This window comes from Mucilaginibacter sp. UYP27, from assembly GCF_040547175.1.
Lineage (GTDB): Bacteria > Bacteroidota > Bacteroidia > Sphingobacteriales > Sphingobacteriaceae > Mucilaginibacter.
The window spans coordinates 307709-324619 of record NZ_JBEPPE010000002.1 but is presented as its reverse complement, the minus strand read 5'-3'; the positions used below and the strand labels follow the sequence as shown (position 1 = coordinate 324619).

Here is a 16911-nt window from a genome sequence, read left to right as displayed (position 1 = left end):
CTTTTAACTTTCTACTTTTGACTTAAATGCTCCAGCCGCTTAATCTTCCGCCTTACCCATTTAAACTGACTGACGATAACGGGCAGCTCACGCTTTTTGATGAATTACGGAAGAAGAACATTGTGCTTACGCCCGAGGAGTGGGTGCGCCAGCATTTTGTGCAATACCTTATGAGGCAAAAGCAATATCCAAAATCGCTTATAAAGTTAGAGGGCGGTTTAAGGCTGCATGGCATGGCTAAACGTACCGACATTGTGGTGTTCAATACAGCCGGCGATAAAATATTATTGGTAGAATGTAAGGCGCCATACGTAGCCATAAACCAGGCGACGTTTGACCAGGCCGCACGGTATAATATGGTGCACAAAGTAAAGCTAATGGCGGTTAGCAACGGTTTGCAACATTACTACTGCAGCATCAACCACGATAACGAAACCTATAAATTTTTAGAGGAATTGCCCGGCTATAAGGAGCTTTAGTTATTAACCGAGGCAACAAGGTTCTGGATCTTCTCCATCAGCTCATCAGGTTTAAAAGGCTTTGCTACATAATCATTCATCCCGGCATTAATTACCTGGTCGCGAATATCAAACAATGCCGATGCGGTTAAAGCAATGATCGGCACGTTTGCCTTAGCAGGATCGGTCATCTTACGGATTTCCATTGAGGCGTCAAATCCACTCATTACCGGCATTTGCAGATCCATAAGCACCACATCGAAATTTCCGTATTGCATAATTTCGACTGCGCGCTCGCCGTTTTCGGCAATGGTTGGCACTATCTTCCATTTAGAAAATAGTTTTTTCATTAGCATTACGTTAACCGGGTTATCCTCTGCTATTAAAATGCGCAAGTTGCTACCCAACCCTTCGGCCTGCGCGATGGTTTGCTGAGACTGTTGTAGCGCTGACGATCTTTCTTTGACGCTCACTATCACGGTAGATACCGGGAACTCCATATTAAAGGAGAACTCCGAGCCCTGCCCCACCTTACTGCTTACATGCATTTTAAGGCTTTGAAGCTGCAGCAAACGCTTAATAATGGCTAAACCCAAACCGGTGCCACCATACTGGCGGGTTGTAGTGATAGATTCTTGTGTAAACGGCTCAAATATGGTCTGCAGGTTTTCTTTCTTGATCCCGATACCCGTATCCTTTACCGAAAAACTAACCGTAATGTTGTTATGGCGGTCTTCCAGGCAGGTTACCCTTACCAGTATACTGCCATTAGCTGTAAACTTAATGGCGTTGCTCACAAGGTTAAATATGACCTGCGTTAAGCGGGTTGGGTCGCCAAATATTACTTTATGTCGCAGTGAGCTATCAATGTCGAGTTTAAACAATAACCCTTTTTCTTCTGCTTTTATAATTTGCCCGCCGCAAATATTCTGCATCAGGTCCACCAAGTTAAACTTGATCTTCTCGAAGACAACCTTTCCCGATTCTATCTTATTAAAGTCGAGCACATCGTTAACAATAGCCAAGAGGTTATTTGCCGAAAACTTTAATATCTCCAGGTTTTCGCTTTGGTCTTGCCTCGGGTTGTTCATCAGCAGCAGGTTGCTCATGCCAATAACGGCATTTAGCGGTGTGCGAATCTCATGGGACATGGTGGACAAAAATTCCGACTGCACCTGTGATGATTTTGCAGCCTTTTCTATAGCCCGTTCAAATTTAATATTTAATGCCGTCTGCTCTTCACCGGTATCTTTAAGCTGTTGTATATTCTTTAAAAACGCAGTATAAAAGTGGCTATGAATAAATATAATGAGTGTAAAATTGGCAAATACAGCTATAATCGTGGTTGAATCGTCGGCCGTTTCCGGCTTAAAATCTATAAAATATTTATGGTCATATTTCATCACCATAAATATCAAAACAGGCAGCAGGTTTAGCAGGGAGTAAAACATGCCCCAATTTTGTCCCTGCATATAAAAGCTGAACACAATAACCAGGATGATAATTTGAACAGTAATAATATTTACATCCTGCAGAATCACAAAAACCGTAGCCAAATTAACCAGCGTACCAATAATAAGCAACATGTGTGATATGGTGCGCCAATGCGGTTTAAACGAAAGATATTTAAACAGGGCTATAAAAGATAAAAGCACACCACCTAATACTATAGACATTACATGCAGGTTCTGCAGATAGACGCTAACGTACAAAGCACTTAAACCTACTATAGCCAATAATAACCCAAAATATAGCAAACGGATTCGGGCCTGGTCAAGAATTGACATTTCCCTGGTTAGTATCTTGTTAATAGAAAGGTTAAAAAAACTCACTTACTTAATTGGCGGTATAATAATAGGTTAACTAAAATAATAACTAATTGTATTATATAAGCAATTAGTTATCATTTAGATATGTATCCTATCAAATTATGCAATTAGCCTGCCAATCCGCTTAAACTATCTTCAACTATTTTTAGCCGGGCCTCTGCATCAGCTTTCTTTTTTAATTCGTTTTCAACTATCTCGGGTTTGGCATTTGCCATAAAACGCTCATTATTTAACTTAGCATTAACCGATTTTAAAAAGCCTTCGAGGTATTCCTTTTCTTTTGTAAGTCGTTCTGTTTCAGCAGCAACATCAATTTCGATATTCAGTTTAATAAAAAATTCGTCTGTACCTGCTATAAAGCTGTTTGAGCCTGCTACCGCATCGGTAACCAAGCTTAACTCGCTAATGTTACCCAGTTGCTTAATGATGGCCTCGTAACTGTCATATCTAATACCCGAACCAGCTTTTACAGCCAGCGGAAGCGCATCTCTTGGCGATAGCTGATTGGTGTCCCGGGTGTTACGGATCTTTTCTATTAATTGTTTCACAACCTCTACCTCGGCTATCAACTGAGTATTTACTTGCCCATTTACTGGCAATTGTGCAACAATACAGCAATCCAGTTCTGCACGTTCACCAAACAATTCGTCATGCCATAGCTCCTCAGTTAAAAATGGTGTAAAGGGATGCAGCGCTTTTAAAATATCTTCAAAAAATGCTACCGTAGCGCTGTAGGTTCGAGCGTCGATCTTCTGGCGCTCTACTCCTTGCTGGTAAACAGGTTTAACCATTTCCAGGTACCACGCGCAGAAATCATCCCACACAAGCTTATAGGTCGCCATCAACGCTTCAGAGAGGCGGTATTGCTTAAAGTCGTCCTCTATTTGGGCAAGGGCCTGGTTAAACCGGCTTGCAAACCAAGCAATAGCAGTTTCGTTTTTTGATGTTAAACTATCATCTACCTCCCAGCCTTTAACCAGTTTAAAGGCATTCCAGATCTTGTTAACGAACCCACTTCCCTGCTTGCAATATTTCTCGTCAAACATCAGATCGTTACCGGCAGGCGAACATAGTAACATACCCACACGCACACCATCGGCACCGTATTGCGCTATAAGATCAAGCGGATCGGGAGAGTTACCTAACGACTTCGACATCTTGCGGCCAAGTTTATCCCTAACAATACCGGTAAGGTAAACATTGGTGAACGGTTTTGTCTCGCGCAATTCATGCCCTGCCATAATCATTCGTGCTACCCAAAAGAATAAGATCTCGGGAGCGGTAACCAAATCATTTGTTGGGTAATAGTAGTTTATTTCGGCATTATCCGGGTTACGCACACCATCAAAAACCGAGATAGGCCAAAGGCCGGATGAGAACCAGGTATCCAAAACGTCTTCGTCCTGGGTAAGGTCACTTATCGTAAATGAGGCATCAATTTTTTGAGCCTCTAATAAAGCTTCTTCTTTAGTTTTGGCTACAACAAACTCGCCGTTTGGCAGGTAATAAGCTGGGATTTGCTGGCCCCACCACAACTGGCGGCTGATGTTCCAGTCCCTAACGTTCTCCATCCAATGGCGGTAGGTGTTGATGAATTTCTCGGGGATAAGTTTAACATCACCATTGGTCACGTATTCCAAAGCGGGTTTAGCCAACTCCGCCATTTTGCAAAACCATTGCATTGATAGTTTTGGTTCGATGGCAGCATTTGTACGTTCGCTAAATCCTATTTGCGAGGTGTAGTCTTCAGTTTTTTCTAACGCGCCTGCATCTTCTAAAAGCACCGCTATTTTTTTACGGGCAACGAAACGGTCTTCGCCAACCAGTATCTGTGCTTTATCGTTCAGTGTGGCGTCATCGTTTAGTATATCGATGATCTGCAATTTATGTTTCTGCCCAAGTTCATAATCATTCAGGTCATGCGCCGGGGTAACCTTCAAACATCCGGTACCAAAATCCATGGTAACGTACTCATCCAGTATCACCGGGATCTCGCGGTCGATCAGTGGAATAAATACCGTTTTACCATGCAGGTGGGTGTAACGCTCATCGTTAGGGTTGATACAGATAGCCGCATCAGCCATAATGGTTTCGGGGCGGGTGGTGGCGATGGTTATATGGCTTTGGGTGCGTGGAGTGTGGTGTGTTGTGCGCCCTTCATCCGCTCCCCGTTCCTCGTCCCCAGCAACCTCATAATTAATATAATATAGCTTCTGGTTTACCTCTTTACGGATAACTTCCTCATCGCTTACCGCGGTTTTACCTTGCGGGTCCCAATTTACCATGCGCACGCCGCGGTAGATCCAGCCCTTTTTATGCAGGTGAACAAAGTAATCTATAACAGATTCGCTCATGTCATCGTCCATAGTAAACTTGGTACGTTCCCAATCGCACGATGCACCTAACTTCTTGAGCTGTTCTAAAATGATGCCGCCGTATTTATCTTTCCACTCCAGGGCATATTTCAAAAATTCTTCGCGGCTGATATCTTTTTTATTGATACCGCGCTCTTTTAGCATGGCAACAACCTTAGCTTCGGTGGCTATACTGGCATGGTCTGTTCCCGGTACCCAGCAGGCATTTTTGCCTTTCATTCGGGCACGGCGAATCAGTACATCCTGTATGGTATTGTTTAACATATGGCCCATGTGCAGAACGCCGGTAACATTAGGCGGAGGGATAACAATAGTATATGGCTCGCGCTCATCAGGCACCGACCTGAAGAAGTTGTGTTGTAACCAGTAACTATACCATTTTTCTTCAGCTTCTGCGGGCGAATAGGTTTTTGCAATACTCATAGCCTGCAAAAATAACTATTTGGCGCTAATTGGGAACAGGTAAATCGCACTAAACGCGCGGCAATGTACTCACCCGGTCTTTGCTTCGCTCGACCACCCTCTCTGCTTCGCAAAGAGGGTATAAAAAAAATGCCTCTTCCATAGAACGGTTTAGATTGAGGCTCCTTCCCCGCCCTCTTTGCGAGCAGAGAGGGTCGCGCACGCAGTGCCGCCGGGTAAGTAAACCTGCGTGCTAATTATGTGGAATTATTATAAATTACCCTCTCGTCACAATCAGCAACAATATTTTTACACACAGCCGTTTATACTATGTAAACTTTGCACCCGGTATGAAAACATTGCCTGTAAATCGTTTTTTGGCAGCTTTTATAAAAATGTCCCGTTTGTCATTTGTTATAAACTGGTTTAATAAGTAGTTGGCCCTGCCACGATATTTGTCATCCGGCAGATAAAATAATTAACTTCACGTTTTACTGATTTATCATGAAACTAAAGTTCACCAACTTAATGCTGATGGGTGCCCTGTGCTTATCGGCCAACGTGTTTGCTGCCACCGGCGACAAACACCCCAAAACAAAATCACCAAACGATCCACCTAAAAAGTATATCGACCCGGCCAATATGGACCTGTCGGTAAAACCCGGCGACGATTTTTTTGATTATGCCAACGGCAACTGGATCAAACAGAACGCCATCCCCGCGAAAGAAACCCGCTGGGGCAGCTTCAATATCCTCCGACAGGAAAACACCAACCGACTGTTGGGCCTGCTTAACGAGGTTAGCAAAACGCCAGGCCAGCCAAAAGGCACCCTTAAACAACGCGTAGGCGATCTGTACGCCAGTGGTATGGACAGCCTTGGTATCGAGAAGAAAGCTTACACCCCAATCACCGCAGACCTTGCCCGCATCAACAACATAACCGATCTTAAAGGCATCGTTAACGAATTAGTTTACGAACGCGTTAACGGCATAGGCAGCCCGCTATTTGGCTTTGGCGTAGGCCAGGATGATAAGCATGTAGATAAATACATCATCAGCCTGAGGCAAGGTGGTACCAGCCTGCCGGACAGGGATAATTACCTGAAGGACGACGCCCGCAGCAAAAAGATCCAGGATGCTTTGAAGACTTACATCACTAAGCTGTTCACTTTAACAGGTACTGATGCAGCTACTGCCGCTAAAAATGCAGGCACCATTTTCGATATCGAAAAAACCCTGGCAAAATCGCAACTGAGCCGCGTGGCGCAGCGCGACCCAAATGGCACCTACAACAAGTTTTCCGTGGCCGATTTCAGCAAAACAACCCCGCATTTAAACTGGGTACAGATACTGCCGATGCTCAAAGCAACGGGGCAGGATACCATCATTGTTGGCCAGCCAACTTTCTTTAAAGATGCGGATGCTTTGCTTGCCGCTACACCTGTGGAGGACTGGAAGACTTATTTAAAGTGGAACATCCTGCGTGGTGCCGCTTCTACTTTAAGCTCTCCTTTTGTGAATGCAGGTTTTACCTATAGCGCAGCACTTAGCGGCCAAAAAGCTCAAACCCCACGCAACGAGCGTATGAGCGGCCTGGTTGACGGCAGCATTGGCGAGTTATTGGGACAGCTTTATGTAGAGAAATACTTTACACCAGCGGCCAAAAAATACATGATAGATTTGGTGAACAACCTGAAAGTAACCCTTGGCGACCGCATAAAACGCCTGGACTGGATGAGCGAAGAAACCAAGGCACGCGCACTTAAAAAGCTGGCAGCGTTTACCGTAAAAATTGGCTACCCCGATAAATGGGAAGTTTATGACGGCTTAATTATTAACCGCACTGATTACGCAGGTAACCTAAGGCGCATTGCTGTTTGGCGCTACAACTTTAACGTGAGCCGCCTGGGAAAACCGGTTGATAAGACCCGTTTTGGTATGACCCCGCCAACAGTTAACGCATCGTATAACCCAACCAATAACGAGATCGCTTTCCCTGCCGGGATCCTACAGTTTCCATTCTTTGATTTTGGGGCAGATGACGCGGTGAATTATGGTGGTATCGGGGCGGTTATTGGCCACGAAATGACCCACGGTTTTGACGATGAAGGCCGCCAGTACGATGCCGATGGCACCCTGCGCGACTGGTGGACCAAAGCCGATGCCGACAAATTTAAAACCCGTGCAGATCAGGTTGTTGGCCAGTACAATGCCTTTACCGTATTGGATACCATCCACGTAAACGGCAAACTTACTCTTGGTGAAAACCTTGCCGACCTTAGTGGCCTTAACGTAGCTTACGAAGCGTATAAAAAAACCAAACAAGGCCAGTCGACTACAAAGATCGATGGCTTTACACCCGACCAACGGTTCTTCCTATCGTGGGCACAGGTTTGGCGCAGCGTGCAACGCCCCGAGGCTGCCGCGCAACGTATCCTTACAGACCCGCACTCGCCGGAGCAATTCCGCACCAACGCACCTGTTGTTAATATGGATGCCTGGTACACCGCATTCGATGTAAAACCGGGAGATAAGATGTATAAGAAACCTGAGGAGCGAATAAGAGTTTGGTAGGTTTTTAGTAGCAAGTATTAATATCAAGTATATAGACAGACCCGGTTGAGAGACCGGGTTTTGTTTGTTTTATGCCGATTGCATCATTCGTAGTGCTACGATGGCTATTCCATTTTCGGGATATTCTTCCAACACATCATTATAAATTTTTTTTGCCTCAGCACCCCTGCCCAACTGAATAAGACTAAAGGCTATATTACACATACCCATTTCTCGATAGGACATTTTTGATGAGCTTAGTAAAGTAATGGGCCGGTATTTATCTACCCAAGGATATCGTTCAAAATAGGCAACACTTTCCTGGAAATGCTGAATAGCCTGCTCAAAATTATTCCTTTTTAGGACTGCTACACCTTTACGATGCTCGCTTGCAACCAAATTTCTTACTATGTAAACAATAAACCAGTAAACTAAGACGCCAAAGATCACATCCGTGCGGTCCTCAGTAAATAATGAGAAAAACCAAAACAACGAAAAAAGCAATATAAATTGCGGGATGGTGTATAACCAAACAACCTTACCACGCACGAATGGAGTATCTGCCATATTCTTTTAATTTATTGCACTAAAGTATAATATCCTTTTTATACTTTATATAATCTTTACCTCTCCCCTACATTCCCCGCTTTTTACCTTTCATCTAAACCTATATCTTTGCGGCACTGACACATTATATGATAGTTCATCAATTTTACGATAAGGGATTGGCGCATGCGTCGTACGCTATAATTCGCTCAGGCAAAATGGTTGTTATCGACCCTGCCCGAAACCCGCAGCCTTACTATGATTTTGCCCAACTGCATAATGCGGATATTACCGGCGTGATCGAAACCCACCCGCATGCCGATTTTGTGAGTTCTCACCTCGAGATCCACCAAACTACTGGCGCGGTTATTTATGTAAGCAAGCTTGCCGGTGCCGGTTACCCCCACGAAAGTTTTGATGATGGCGATGTGATCTATCTGGATGATATTAAGCTAAAAGCTATTAATACGCCGGGCCACTCGCCAGATTCTATCTGTATTTTATTAGAGAATGAGAAAGGGCGCGATTGTGCGGTATTTACCGGCGACACCCTTTTTGCAGGAGACGTTGGTCGCCCCGATCTTCGCGAGAATGCAGGTAATATTACCGCTAAAAAAGAAGAACTGGCACGCCAGATGTATCACAGTACACGCGATAAACTGATGGTCTTACCCGCGGATGTTACGGTTTACCCGGCACATGGCCCAGGCTCGCTTTGCGGGAAAAGCATGAGCCCCGATCTGCATAGCAGTATTGGCAAGGAACTGCGCGACAACTACGCGCTGCAACTAATGGACGAACTGGCCTTTGTAAATACTCTACTGGCCGACCAGCCCTTTATGCCCAAATACTTTGGTTACGATGTGGAACTGAACAAAACCGGCGCGCCCAATTTTGAAGAAAGCATTGGCATGGTTACCCGCCCATCAACAGATATTAAACTGGAAAAAGAAGTCTTAATTGTAGATAGCCGTACCAAAGAAGCTTACCGCAGCGGACATTTAAAAAATGCCATCAATTTGCAGGACGCCGAGAAATTTGAAACCTGGTTAGGCTCAATAATAGGCCCTGACGAGCAGTTTTACTTAATAGCAGCAACTGACGAAGAACTGGAAATAGTTATTCGTAAAACAGCTAAGATAGGGTACGAGAAAAATATCATTGCCGCCATTCTTACATCGACTAATGCCAAAGAGCAATCTGCTAATATCGATTATGCCGATTTTAAAGCGCACCCCGATAATTATACCATCATAGACGTACGCAATTGGGCCGAGATAAAAGGCGGTAAAATTTTTGACAACTCGCTTACCATCCCGTTACCCGAACTTCGCGAACGTGTTAGCGAGATCCCTGCCGATAAACCTATTGTAGTACATTGCGCCGCGGGCTACCGTTCTACTGCGGCAGCAGGGGTTATCGAGGCTGCTATCAGCAATGTTCCGGTTTATGATCTGGGTGAAGCGATCAAAGATTGGCAATAGATACAGGGATTAGGCGAATTTAACTGACTAAGTTAGATTGGCTTGAGTGTTGTCAACTCGTCCTATATTGTTGTTTCTACAATACGCCCTTTATCACCGGCCATACAGTTTCTGCAATTACTTTGTAGCCTTCGGCAGATGGGTGGACCCTGTCCCACAGGTTGAGGTGCTTTACTCCTGCCACACCAGCCAGCAAGAACGGCACTAAGGCTACTTGGTTATCCTTCGCCAGTTTCTGGTAAATGCTGTTAAATGCTACCGCGATATTACCGCCTAAAAACACCGGCAACTCCATTCCCAACAGTACTACCTTTGCCTGCGGGTATTTGCTTTTTACCTTATCAATAATATGCTGTAGGTTTTGAGCGATAATGTTTGGTGACACTCCCCTGCGGATGTCGTTTATACCCAGTTCCAGTACAAATATATCAACAGGTTTACTTAGCCAATAATCTAACCGGGATAAGCCGCCGGCTGTGGTATCGCCACTTACGCCGGCATTGATGATGTTATAATCCAACCCATCGGCCTTTAGTTTTGCTCCCATTAACGCCGGGAAAGACTCTGTAACCGCGCTTGCCAAACCATAGCCTGCAGTTAAGCTATCACCAAAAAATAATATATTCTTCATTGATTTAAGGACGACCGACCAGAGAAAATATTGTAAATATTGAACTTTGTCTTAATCTTTAATAAGCTACTTTTCCGAATCTAATCCATCTACATTCCATAACCCCGGGTGGTCGCGGTAATGGGTTATATTTTCAATTATTTCTTCAATTTCGGCCGAGCTAAGTTCATCATGGCCACCTGATGTGTAGGTAAATAACTTACCAGGCTCTTCAAACGTAATGTATCCAAGGTAATTAGGATCGGTTTTTGTCTCGAGTAATAGTTCACTTTCCTGGCGGATCTCTTCCTCGTTATCAAAGCCACCTTCGCTACGATACACATTATAGGTATAAGTGAGCACGGGGTGCCCGTCAACCTGCGCCTGTGTGTTTGGGATTATATTAACCGGTCTGTTATCTCCTACAGTAAAAAATATGGGTATCATGGGTTTATAATTATTTTATAAATTACAATTGCTTAAACAAATAGTTTTGGCGCAAAAATTTATCATAAAACTTAAGGGTAGATGAAAACATTCAACCTCCATAACGGGCTGCAGCTAAACATACAACTTGACAATAAAAAGCTGAGGTTGGTAATCACCGATGGTATAGCCGAACTGGCCTGCCGCAAAGAAACCGCCAGTAATCTTAACAGATTTTTATCTTCTGCACAAAACAACTTGTTCAGCGGCCGGCTGCAATTGCACAAAAGCGAAGACAACATTACAGTACTTCTTAAAGGAAAACCTGCCGGATCCGTTAGTGTCTCTGAATTAAAAAACGTGCTCAATAATTAATCATAACAGTTTATTGCTATTTTAGGGTTACAAAACCCTAACACAATGACTGTTACAACTGCCGAACCAGCTTACTGGTCGCCGGGGCGAAAGATCGCTCTGCGCTTTTTCTTTATCTTTTTTATCCAGTACATCATTTTTAACCCTAACGGGGTGCTGCCCAATATTGACAAATTGTATGAAATATATATCGTGCCGATACACAGCTTAATGGTATGGATAGGCACACATATATTAGGCATGAAGAAGCCTATAGATACTTTCACAAACGGCAGCGGCGATACCACTTACGATTTCGTATTACTGCTTTTTGGCCTTGTACTTGCAGTCATCGGCGCAATTATATGGAGCGTTGCCGACCGCAAAGCGCGCAACTATAACAATCTGTTTTACTGGCTTACCGTAATTGTTCGCTATTATGTTGCCATCACCATGATAACTTATGGATGCGTAAAGATCATTAAACTACAGTTCCCGGGGCCATCTCCCGATAGGTTGCTGCAACCATTCGGCAATGCATCGCCTATGGGCCTGGCATGGACGTATATGGGCTACTCTACCGGGTTTAACTACTTTACAGGTTTTGCCGAATTTATGTGCGGGGTACTCCTATTCTTCAGGCGTACATCTACTTTGGGGGCCATTATAGGCCTTGTAGTGGCGGGCAATATTATGGCTATCAACTATTGTTTTGATGTGCCGGTTAAACTGTTATCCACTATGTTGGTTATTATGTGCGGATATATTTTAAGTAAGGACTTTATCCGGTTGAGCAATTTTTTTATATTCAACAAACCCGCACAGCCCGCCAACCTTGGCCGGCACCAGTTTAAAAAGCGTTGGAAAAACATCACCCTAACCACATTAAAATACGTATTGGTTGTTTATACTATTACCATGAATTTTTACGGTGATGTGGATGCAGCCACTCAATACGGCGACAAGGCTAAGAAACCACCACTGTATGGCATATACAACGTGCAAAGTTTTGTGCGTAACAAGGATACCATTGCACCGCTAAAATCAGATACCACGCGCTGGGATAAACTCACCATTAGCTACAGCGGCGCAGCAAGGGTTATCATGAGTAACGACAGCACTAAAACGCACGATTTTAAGATTGATACCAATAAACACACTATTGTTATGTTTAGCTATGCAGATACCCTTAACAAGGCTTATTATACCTACAGCCGACCGGCGAAGGACTTGTTGCTGCTTAAAGGCACATTCAAAAAGGACTCAGTTATCATACAGTTAAAAAAGTATGATCTTAAAAATTTCAGGCTGCTAAACCGGGGCTTCCACTGGATAAACGAATATCCGTACAACAGGTAAACAAGAACAGCAAGTCAATAAACAAAAAAGGCTACCCGTATGGGTAGCCTTTTCAATATTCATTAATTATTTTCCTGACTATTTAACAGCACCTGGAGTAGTGTAAGCCATAGCTTGTGGGTTAAAGTTAGCCCAACCAGAAGTCCAGTCTTCTGTACCGAAAGCGCCTTTATAAGCAACTTTAGTGAAGAAATCAACATTGACTTTTGCATCAGTAAATACCGCGCCGGTCAAAGCTGGTGAAGTACCTATCTGAGTAAATACCGGAACACCAGCCCTTGCAGCAGGAGCGATATCCGCACCAAATTTGTATGGGTCTGTATAGATGCCAGCGCCGTAAAGATCAGTGGTAAATGTGTTGTTTAATAATAATTTTGCAGTAATTGTAGCTAAAATTGTTGCGTTTGAAGCTTTGATCTGGTTGTTTTTACCGTTGCTACCTGCTACGATGTTATTAGCAAATACAGATGCACCAGATGCTAAGTTAGCAGATGCGTTTTCTGCACCGCCTGCTGGTAAAGCATCATCATAATATACGCCTTCAGTATAACCAACTATAACAGAGTTTAAGATGCTGATAGCCGAGTTACGACGGATCTGAGCACCATGCTGGAAGTTAGCATTAACACCCGGAGGGTTAGCTGTAGGAGTTTTGATAAACTCTACCGGGCCTAAGATAGTCATGTTAGAGAATACCGCGCTTGTTTGTGGTGTACCGTTAGTACCTGTTGCATTGTTATCAGATTCGAAACCGTTTGAACCAGATACGTCGGCAGTTGCAGCTAAACGCTGGGCTAAACCAAACTGGATCTTACCAGAGAAACCGTTGTCGGTATCAAAATCATCATCCCATCCATCAATAGCTAATAAGTGTTTAGCATTTACACTACCACCAAACCATTCGAAAGAATCGTCACCTGAGCGGTAAACTTCAATGTACTCTATAGTAGTACCAGAGCCAACACTACCAAAAGTTAAACCATTGATCTCGTTATCAGGGCTTAAAGCGATACCCGCGTACTCGATACGTACATATTTCATTGTACCAGAGTTATCAGCAGCATCAGTACCACCATGCTTACCTTTATCAGTAGCATCAGAGATACCTTCGACTGATACAGAAGTACCTACGTTGTTTGGAGCTTTACCTAAAAGGATAACGCCACCCCAATCGCCTTGTGAACGGCCACCAGAAGCTACGTTTGATGTAAATACGATAGGTTTATCTGCAGTACCTACAGCTTGTATCTTTGCACCGCGGGTAACTATCAAAGCGCCTTTAGTCGCTTTATCACCCTTAATGATAGTGCCGGGCTCTATAGTTAAAGTAGCATTGCTGGTTACAAATACGTTACCTTTTAATAGGTAAATTTTATCTGCTTTCCAAGTTGTTGCTGTAGTAATATCAGCGTTTACAGTTACAACACCATCACCCGTTACCGGTGGGGTAACAATACCGCCACCATCACCCGGGTCAACAGTATTTTTTGAACAGCTTGAGGCTAATATGGTAAAGCCAAGTGCCGCTACTAATAGAATTTTTTTCATTTTTTGATTTTTAATTTTCTGTTTCAAAATAACACAAGTGCCTTCAACTTAAGGTTAAGAGCTGTTTATATCTATGTTAAATAACATAGGCGGATGTTAACCCTATATTAACACTATAGGGTGTAAGTAAATGCAACCGAATAGGTAGAGCCCGGCTTGTAGCTGCTCTGGATGCCATCGCCGGCGTCAACCTTTTTATTAAAGTTATTGTCGTAGTAGAAAGTACTGGCGTTATTCAAGATATCGGCTGCGGTAACTTTAATTTCGCCTTTGCCTTTAAATACTTTAAGGCCAAGTTGTGCGTCGAACACGTTACGTGGTGCTTCCCAAATATCTTCGTATAATGCACCCGCTGCAACATTAAGCCTGCGGCCTACCCTGTTGTACAAGGCATTAAAGTTTAGTTTGTTATCAAGGAACGAATGTTGTAAACCGGCGTTGATAACATATGGCGCCTGGCCCACTAACGTGCGTTTTGTGTATTTAAAGTTTATACCTGCATCAGTAGGATTATATGCCGTTGACTTTATAACGGCCACGTTTGCATAAGCAGTCGTATTTTTCATAAAATTGGTGTTATACAAAAAGTCTAACGTTTTACGAATTTCGAACTCGGCACCAATTACGTTAGCCCTGTCAGAGTTAAAGTAGGTAATGGTACGGGTTGAGTTAACATCGTTATTGTATGTTTCGATAGCGTTCTTGAAACGTTTATAGAAACCCGATACTGAGATGATTTGCCCGGCTGATGGATACAGCTCAAAGCGAACGTCAACGTTATCTATGTTAGATCTTTTCAGATTAGGGTCACCCTGTTGCAATGCTAACAATTCGTAATCGTAGTATTGAGATATAGATAGCTCCCTAAACTCTGGGCGTGCAAGCGTACGTGAGTATGATGCCCTTAAGTTAATTTTATCTGTTAAACTGTAGGTTAAGTTAGCAGATGGTAAAATGTCTACATAGTTTTGTTTTACTATACCATCGGCCCTTTTGCTTACCGGTGTTACGTTTACGTCAAACTGCTCAACACGTGCACCCCAAACCAACCTCAATTTATCGGTAAGTTTGTTATCTAACATTAAATAACCGGAGTTTGTTAACGAGTGTGCGGCATACGAGTCATCAGAGCCGTCTATTTCATCTAATTTGTAAATGTCTGCGTTAAGCACATCGCTACGGAACAATGTGTTAACAGGGCGTTGTTTTAACGGGCGTATGAAATCCGGGTCATTCAAATTAGGATCATCGGTAACTACAGCACCTAAGAAACGTACATTATAACTCCTGTTACGGTACAAGCTGGTTAAACCGGTTTTAAACGTTGCCGGCTGAGAGAACATTTTAAATGGCATTGAATAGTTAACACTACCCGAGTATTGGTTCTCGTTAAGTTTAGCATATAAGGTCGCGTTATCCTTACCCAAAGTAGATACGTTAGCCTCAAAAGGGTCGCCGCTGCCTATGTTGCGCGAGTAACTTACTTTACGTTGCTGTGGCTGGTCGTTAAGCACATTGCTGTAGCTTAAGTTCCAATTTATTTTAGCGCCTTTTTCGCCGAGCGGGTGGTTACCTTCTAAGGTTGATTTAAATAGCGCTTTTTGTAAAAGATCAAAGGCGTAGTATTTTACATCAGAACCTGTTGCTTGGTTGCTACCTGTACGTTGCAAAAATTGGTCGTCGTAAATCCTGTTATATACATTTTTGAACGTGATCTTATTTTTACCGTACGAATAACCGAGGTTTAATAAAGCACCTATGTTAGTAGAGAATTTATAGATATCATCATTATAATCATATCCGTAAGCATCGCGTTTAACATCATTGGCAATAGTTTGCGAATTGCGGTATGTCAAACCCAAAATAGCGCCGAAACGGTTCCCTGTTTTTTCGTAGTCTTTAACCCTTGATAAAGTAAACTGATAGTTTTGTGTTGGCAGCGCAGTGTTTTTGTAGATGTTATAATCTTGAGAGATACTTTTTAGCAAAGCCCTGTTTTGGGTTAAGTTTAACCCGTTAACAATGCTTGAGTATGGCACAAAGCCGCTTGGCAACTGTTTTTTACCATTATCGAACCCAAAATAATCGGTAGCGTTGCGCTGGCCGCTTAAAAAGGTTTTGCCTGTAGATGCAGTATTATAACCTGCACCAATACCAAATGATATAGAATTTTGTTCCGGAAGATCTTTGGTATTTATCTGGATCAATCCACCTGCAAAATCGCCGGGTTGGTCTGGCGTAGCGGTTTTGGTAATATTAAGGCTTTCTACCAGGTTTGATGGCACGATATCAAACGAGAACGCTTTGCGGTTAGGCTCGGTGCTTGGTAACGATGCACCGTCAAGCATTGCGTTGTTGTAACGATCGCTCAACCCGCGGATAACCACAAATTTGTTATCCTGCACGGTAGCGCCGCTTACACGCTTCAAAACGTCGGCAGTGTTACGGTCAGGCGATTTTTTTATAACCTCGGCAGATGTACCGTCTGATATTGATACGCTATTTTTTTGCATAGCATATAAAGCGCCTATTGATTGCTGGCGATAAGTAGCCTTAATGGTAACCTCATTAAGCGCTTTTGATTCGGCCTGGCCCACGGTAATATCAAGGGGGGTATTAGCGCCTTGTTTTACTTCAACATCAGATATGGTTTTGTTTTGGTAACCTATGTACCTAACCAATACTACATATTTGCCCGGCGCAAGGCCGCTTAATACATAATGGCCGTCAACATCGGTTGCGGCAGCTTTTGTAGTGCCCTCAATGTTAACGGTAGCGCCAATTAAGGTTTCGCTGGTTTTTTGGTCGATGACCTTACCGGAAATGCGGCCCGTAGTTTGGGCAAGTAAATTGCCTGCCGTAAGGGTTAAAACGAATAGAACGGTGATTGCGGATAAAACTTTTTTCACGTGTATTAATTTAATACCGCAAAATTATTACCGCGATGTTAGTTGAATGTTACGAGTG

General features: G+C 43.3%; 12 protein-coding genes. 5 read left to right on the top strand and 7 right to left on the bottom strand.

The annotated features are described in order from the left end of the window. Positions 1-26 precede the first annotated feature (26 nt). Positions 27-479, top strand: a complete 453-nt coding sequence (locus ABIB39_RS09275; protein WP_354429288.1) for a type I restriction enzyme HsdR N-terminal domain-containing protein — start codon at positions 27-29, stop codon at positions 477-479. Here ABIB39_RS09275 and ABIB39_RS09270 read toward each other — a convergent pair. Further along, complete coding sequence (locus ABIB39_RS09270) at positions 476-2245, bottom strand: ATP-binding protein (protein ID WP_354429286.1); 1770 nt, start codon at positions 2243-2245, stop codon at positions 476-478. The two genes, ABIB39_RS09275 and ABIB39_RS09270, sit on opposite strands and share 4 nt — an antisense overlap. Before the next feature lie 149 nt (positions 2246-2394). Further along, complete coding sequence (locus ABIB39_RS09265) at positions 2395-5085, bottom strand: valine--tRNA ligase (protein ID WP_354429284.1); 2691 nt, start codon at positions 5083-5085, stop codon at positions 2395-2397. 483 nt (positions 5086-5568) lie between these two features. On the opposite strand from ABIB39_RS09265, the gene ABIB39_RS09260 reads away from it, so the two are divergent. Continuing rightward, a complete protein-coding gene (locus ABIB39_RS09260) occupies positions 5569-7638 on the top strand; it encodes a M13 family metallopeptidase (protein ID WP_354429283.1) in 2070 nt (689 codons plus the stop codon). A gap of 69 nt (positions 7639-7707) precedes the next feature. On the opposite strand, the gene ABIB39_RS09255 is transcribed toward ABIB39_RS09260, so the two are convergent. Continuing rightward, the gene (locus ABIB39_RS09255; protein ID WP_354429281.1) at positions 7708-8184 is read right to left on the bottom strand and encodes a tol-pal system YbgF family protein; all 477 of its coding nucleotides are present in this window, start codon (positions 8182-8184) and stop codon (positions 7708-7710) included. A gap of 128 nt (positions 8185-8312) precedes the next feature. On the opposite strand from ABIB39_RS09255, the gene ABIB39_RS09250 reads away from it, so the two are divergent. Further along, the gene (locus ABIB39_RS09250) at positions 8313-9647 is read left to right on the top strand and encodes a rhodanese-like domain-containing protein (RefSeq protein ID WP_354429280.1); all 1335 of its coding nucleotides are present in this window, start codon (positions 8313-8315) and stop codon (positions 9645-9647) included. 76 nt (positions 9648-9723) lie between these two features. On the opposite strand, the gene ABIB39_RS09245 is transcribed toward ABIB39_RS09250, so the two are convergent. Both ABIB39_RS09245 and ABIB39_RS09240 read right to left on the bottom strand, forming a co-directional pair. Further along, positions 9724-10278, bottom strand: a complete 555-nt coding sequence (locus ABIB39_RS09245; protein ID WP_354429279.1) for an arylesterase — start codon at positions 10276-10278, stop codon at positions 9724-9726. Between the two features lie 66 nt (positions 10279-10344). After that, a complete protein-coding gene (locus ABIB39_RS09240; RefSeq protein ID WP_354429277.1) occupies positions 10345-10704 on the bottom strand; it encodes a hypothetical protein in 360 nt (119 codons plus the stop codon). 81 nt (positions 10705-10785) lie between these two features. Between ABIB39_RS09240 and ABIB39_RS09235 the strand changes: the two genes are divergently transcribed. Both ABIB39_RS09235 and ABIB39_RS09230 read left to right on the top strand, forming a co-directional pair. Next, entirely contained in the window at positions 10786-11058 is a 273-nt protein-coding gene (locus ABIB39_RS09235) for a hypothetical protein (RefSeq protein ID WP_354429276.1), read from the top strand. A 45-nt stretch (positions 11059-11103) separates the two neighbouring features. Then, on the top strand, positions 11104-12396 hold the full coding sequence (locus ABIB39_RS09230; protein ID WP_354429274.1) for a hypothetical protein: 1293 nt from the start codon (positions 11104-11106) through the stop codon (positions 12394-12396). Between the two features lie 78 nt (positions 12397-12474). Here the strand turns inward: ABIB39_RS09230 and ABIB39_RS09225 are convergent, their stop codons facing one another. Further along, positions 12475-13944: a beta-helix domain-containing protein gene (locus ABIB39_RS09225; protein WP_354429272.1), complete on the bottom strand. Its 1470-nt coding sequence runs from the start codon at positions 13942-13944 to the stop codon at positions 12475-12477. 113 nt (positions 13945-14057) lie between these two features. Continuing rightward, positions 14058-16853: a TonB-dependent receptor gene (locus ABIB39_RS09220; protein WP_354429270.1), complete on the bottom strand. Its 2796-nt coding sequence runs from the start codon at positions 16851-16853 to the stop codon at positions 14058-14060. Between the last annotated feature and the right edge of the window lie 58 nt (positions 16854-16911).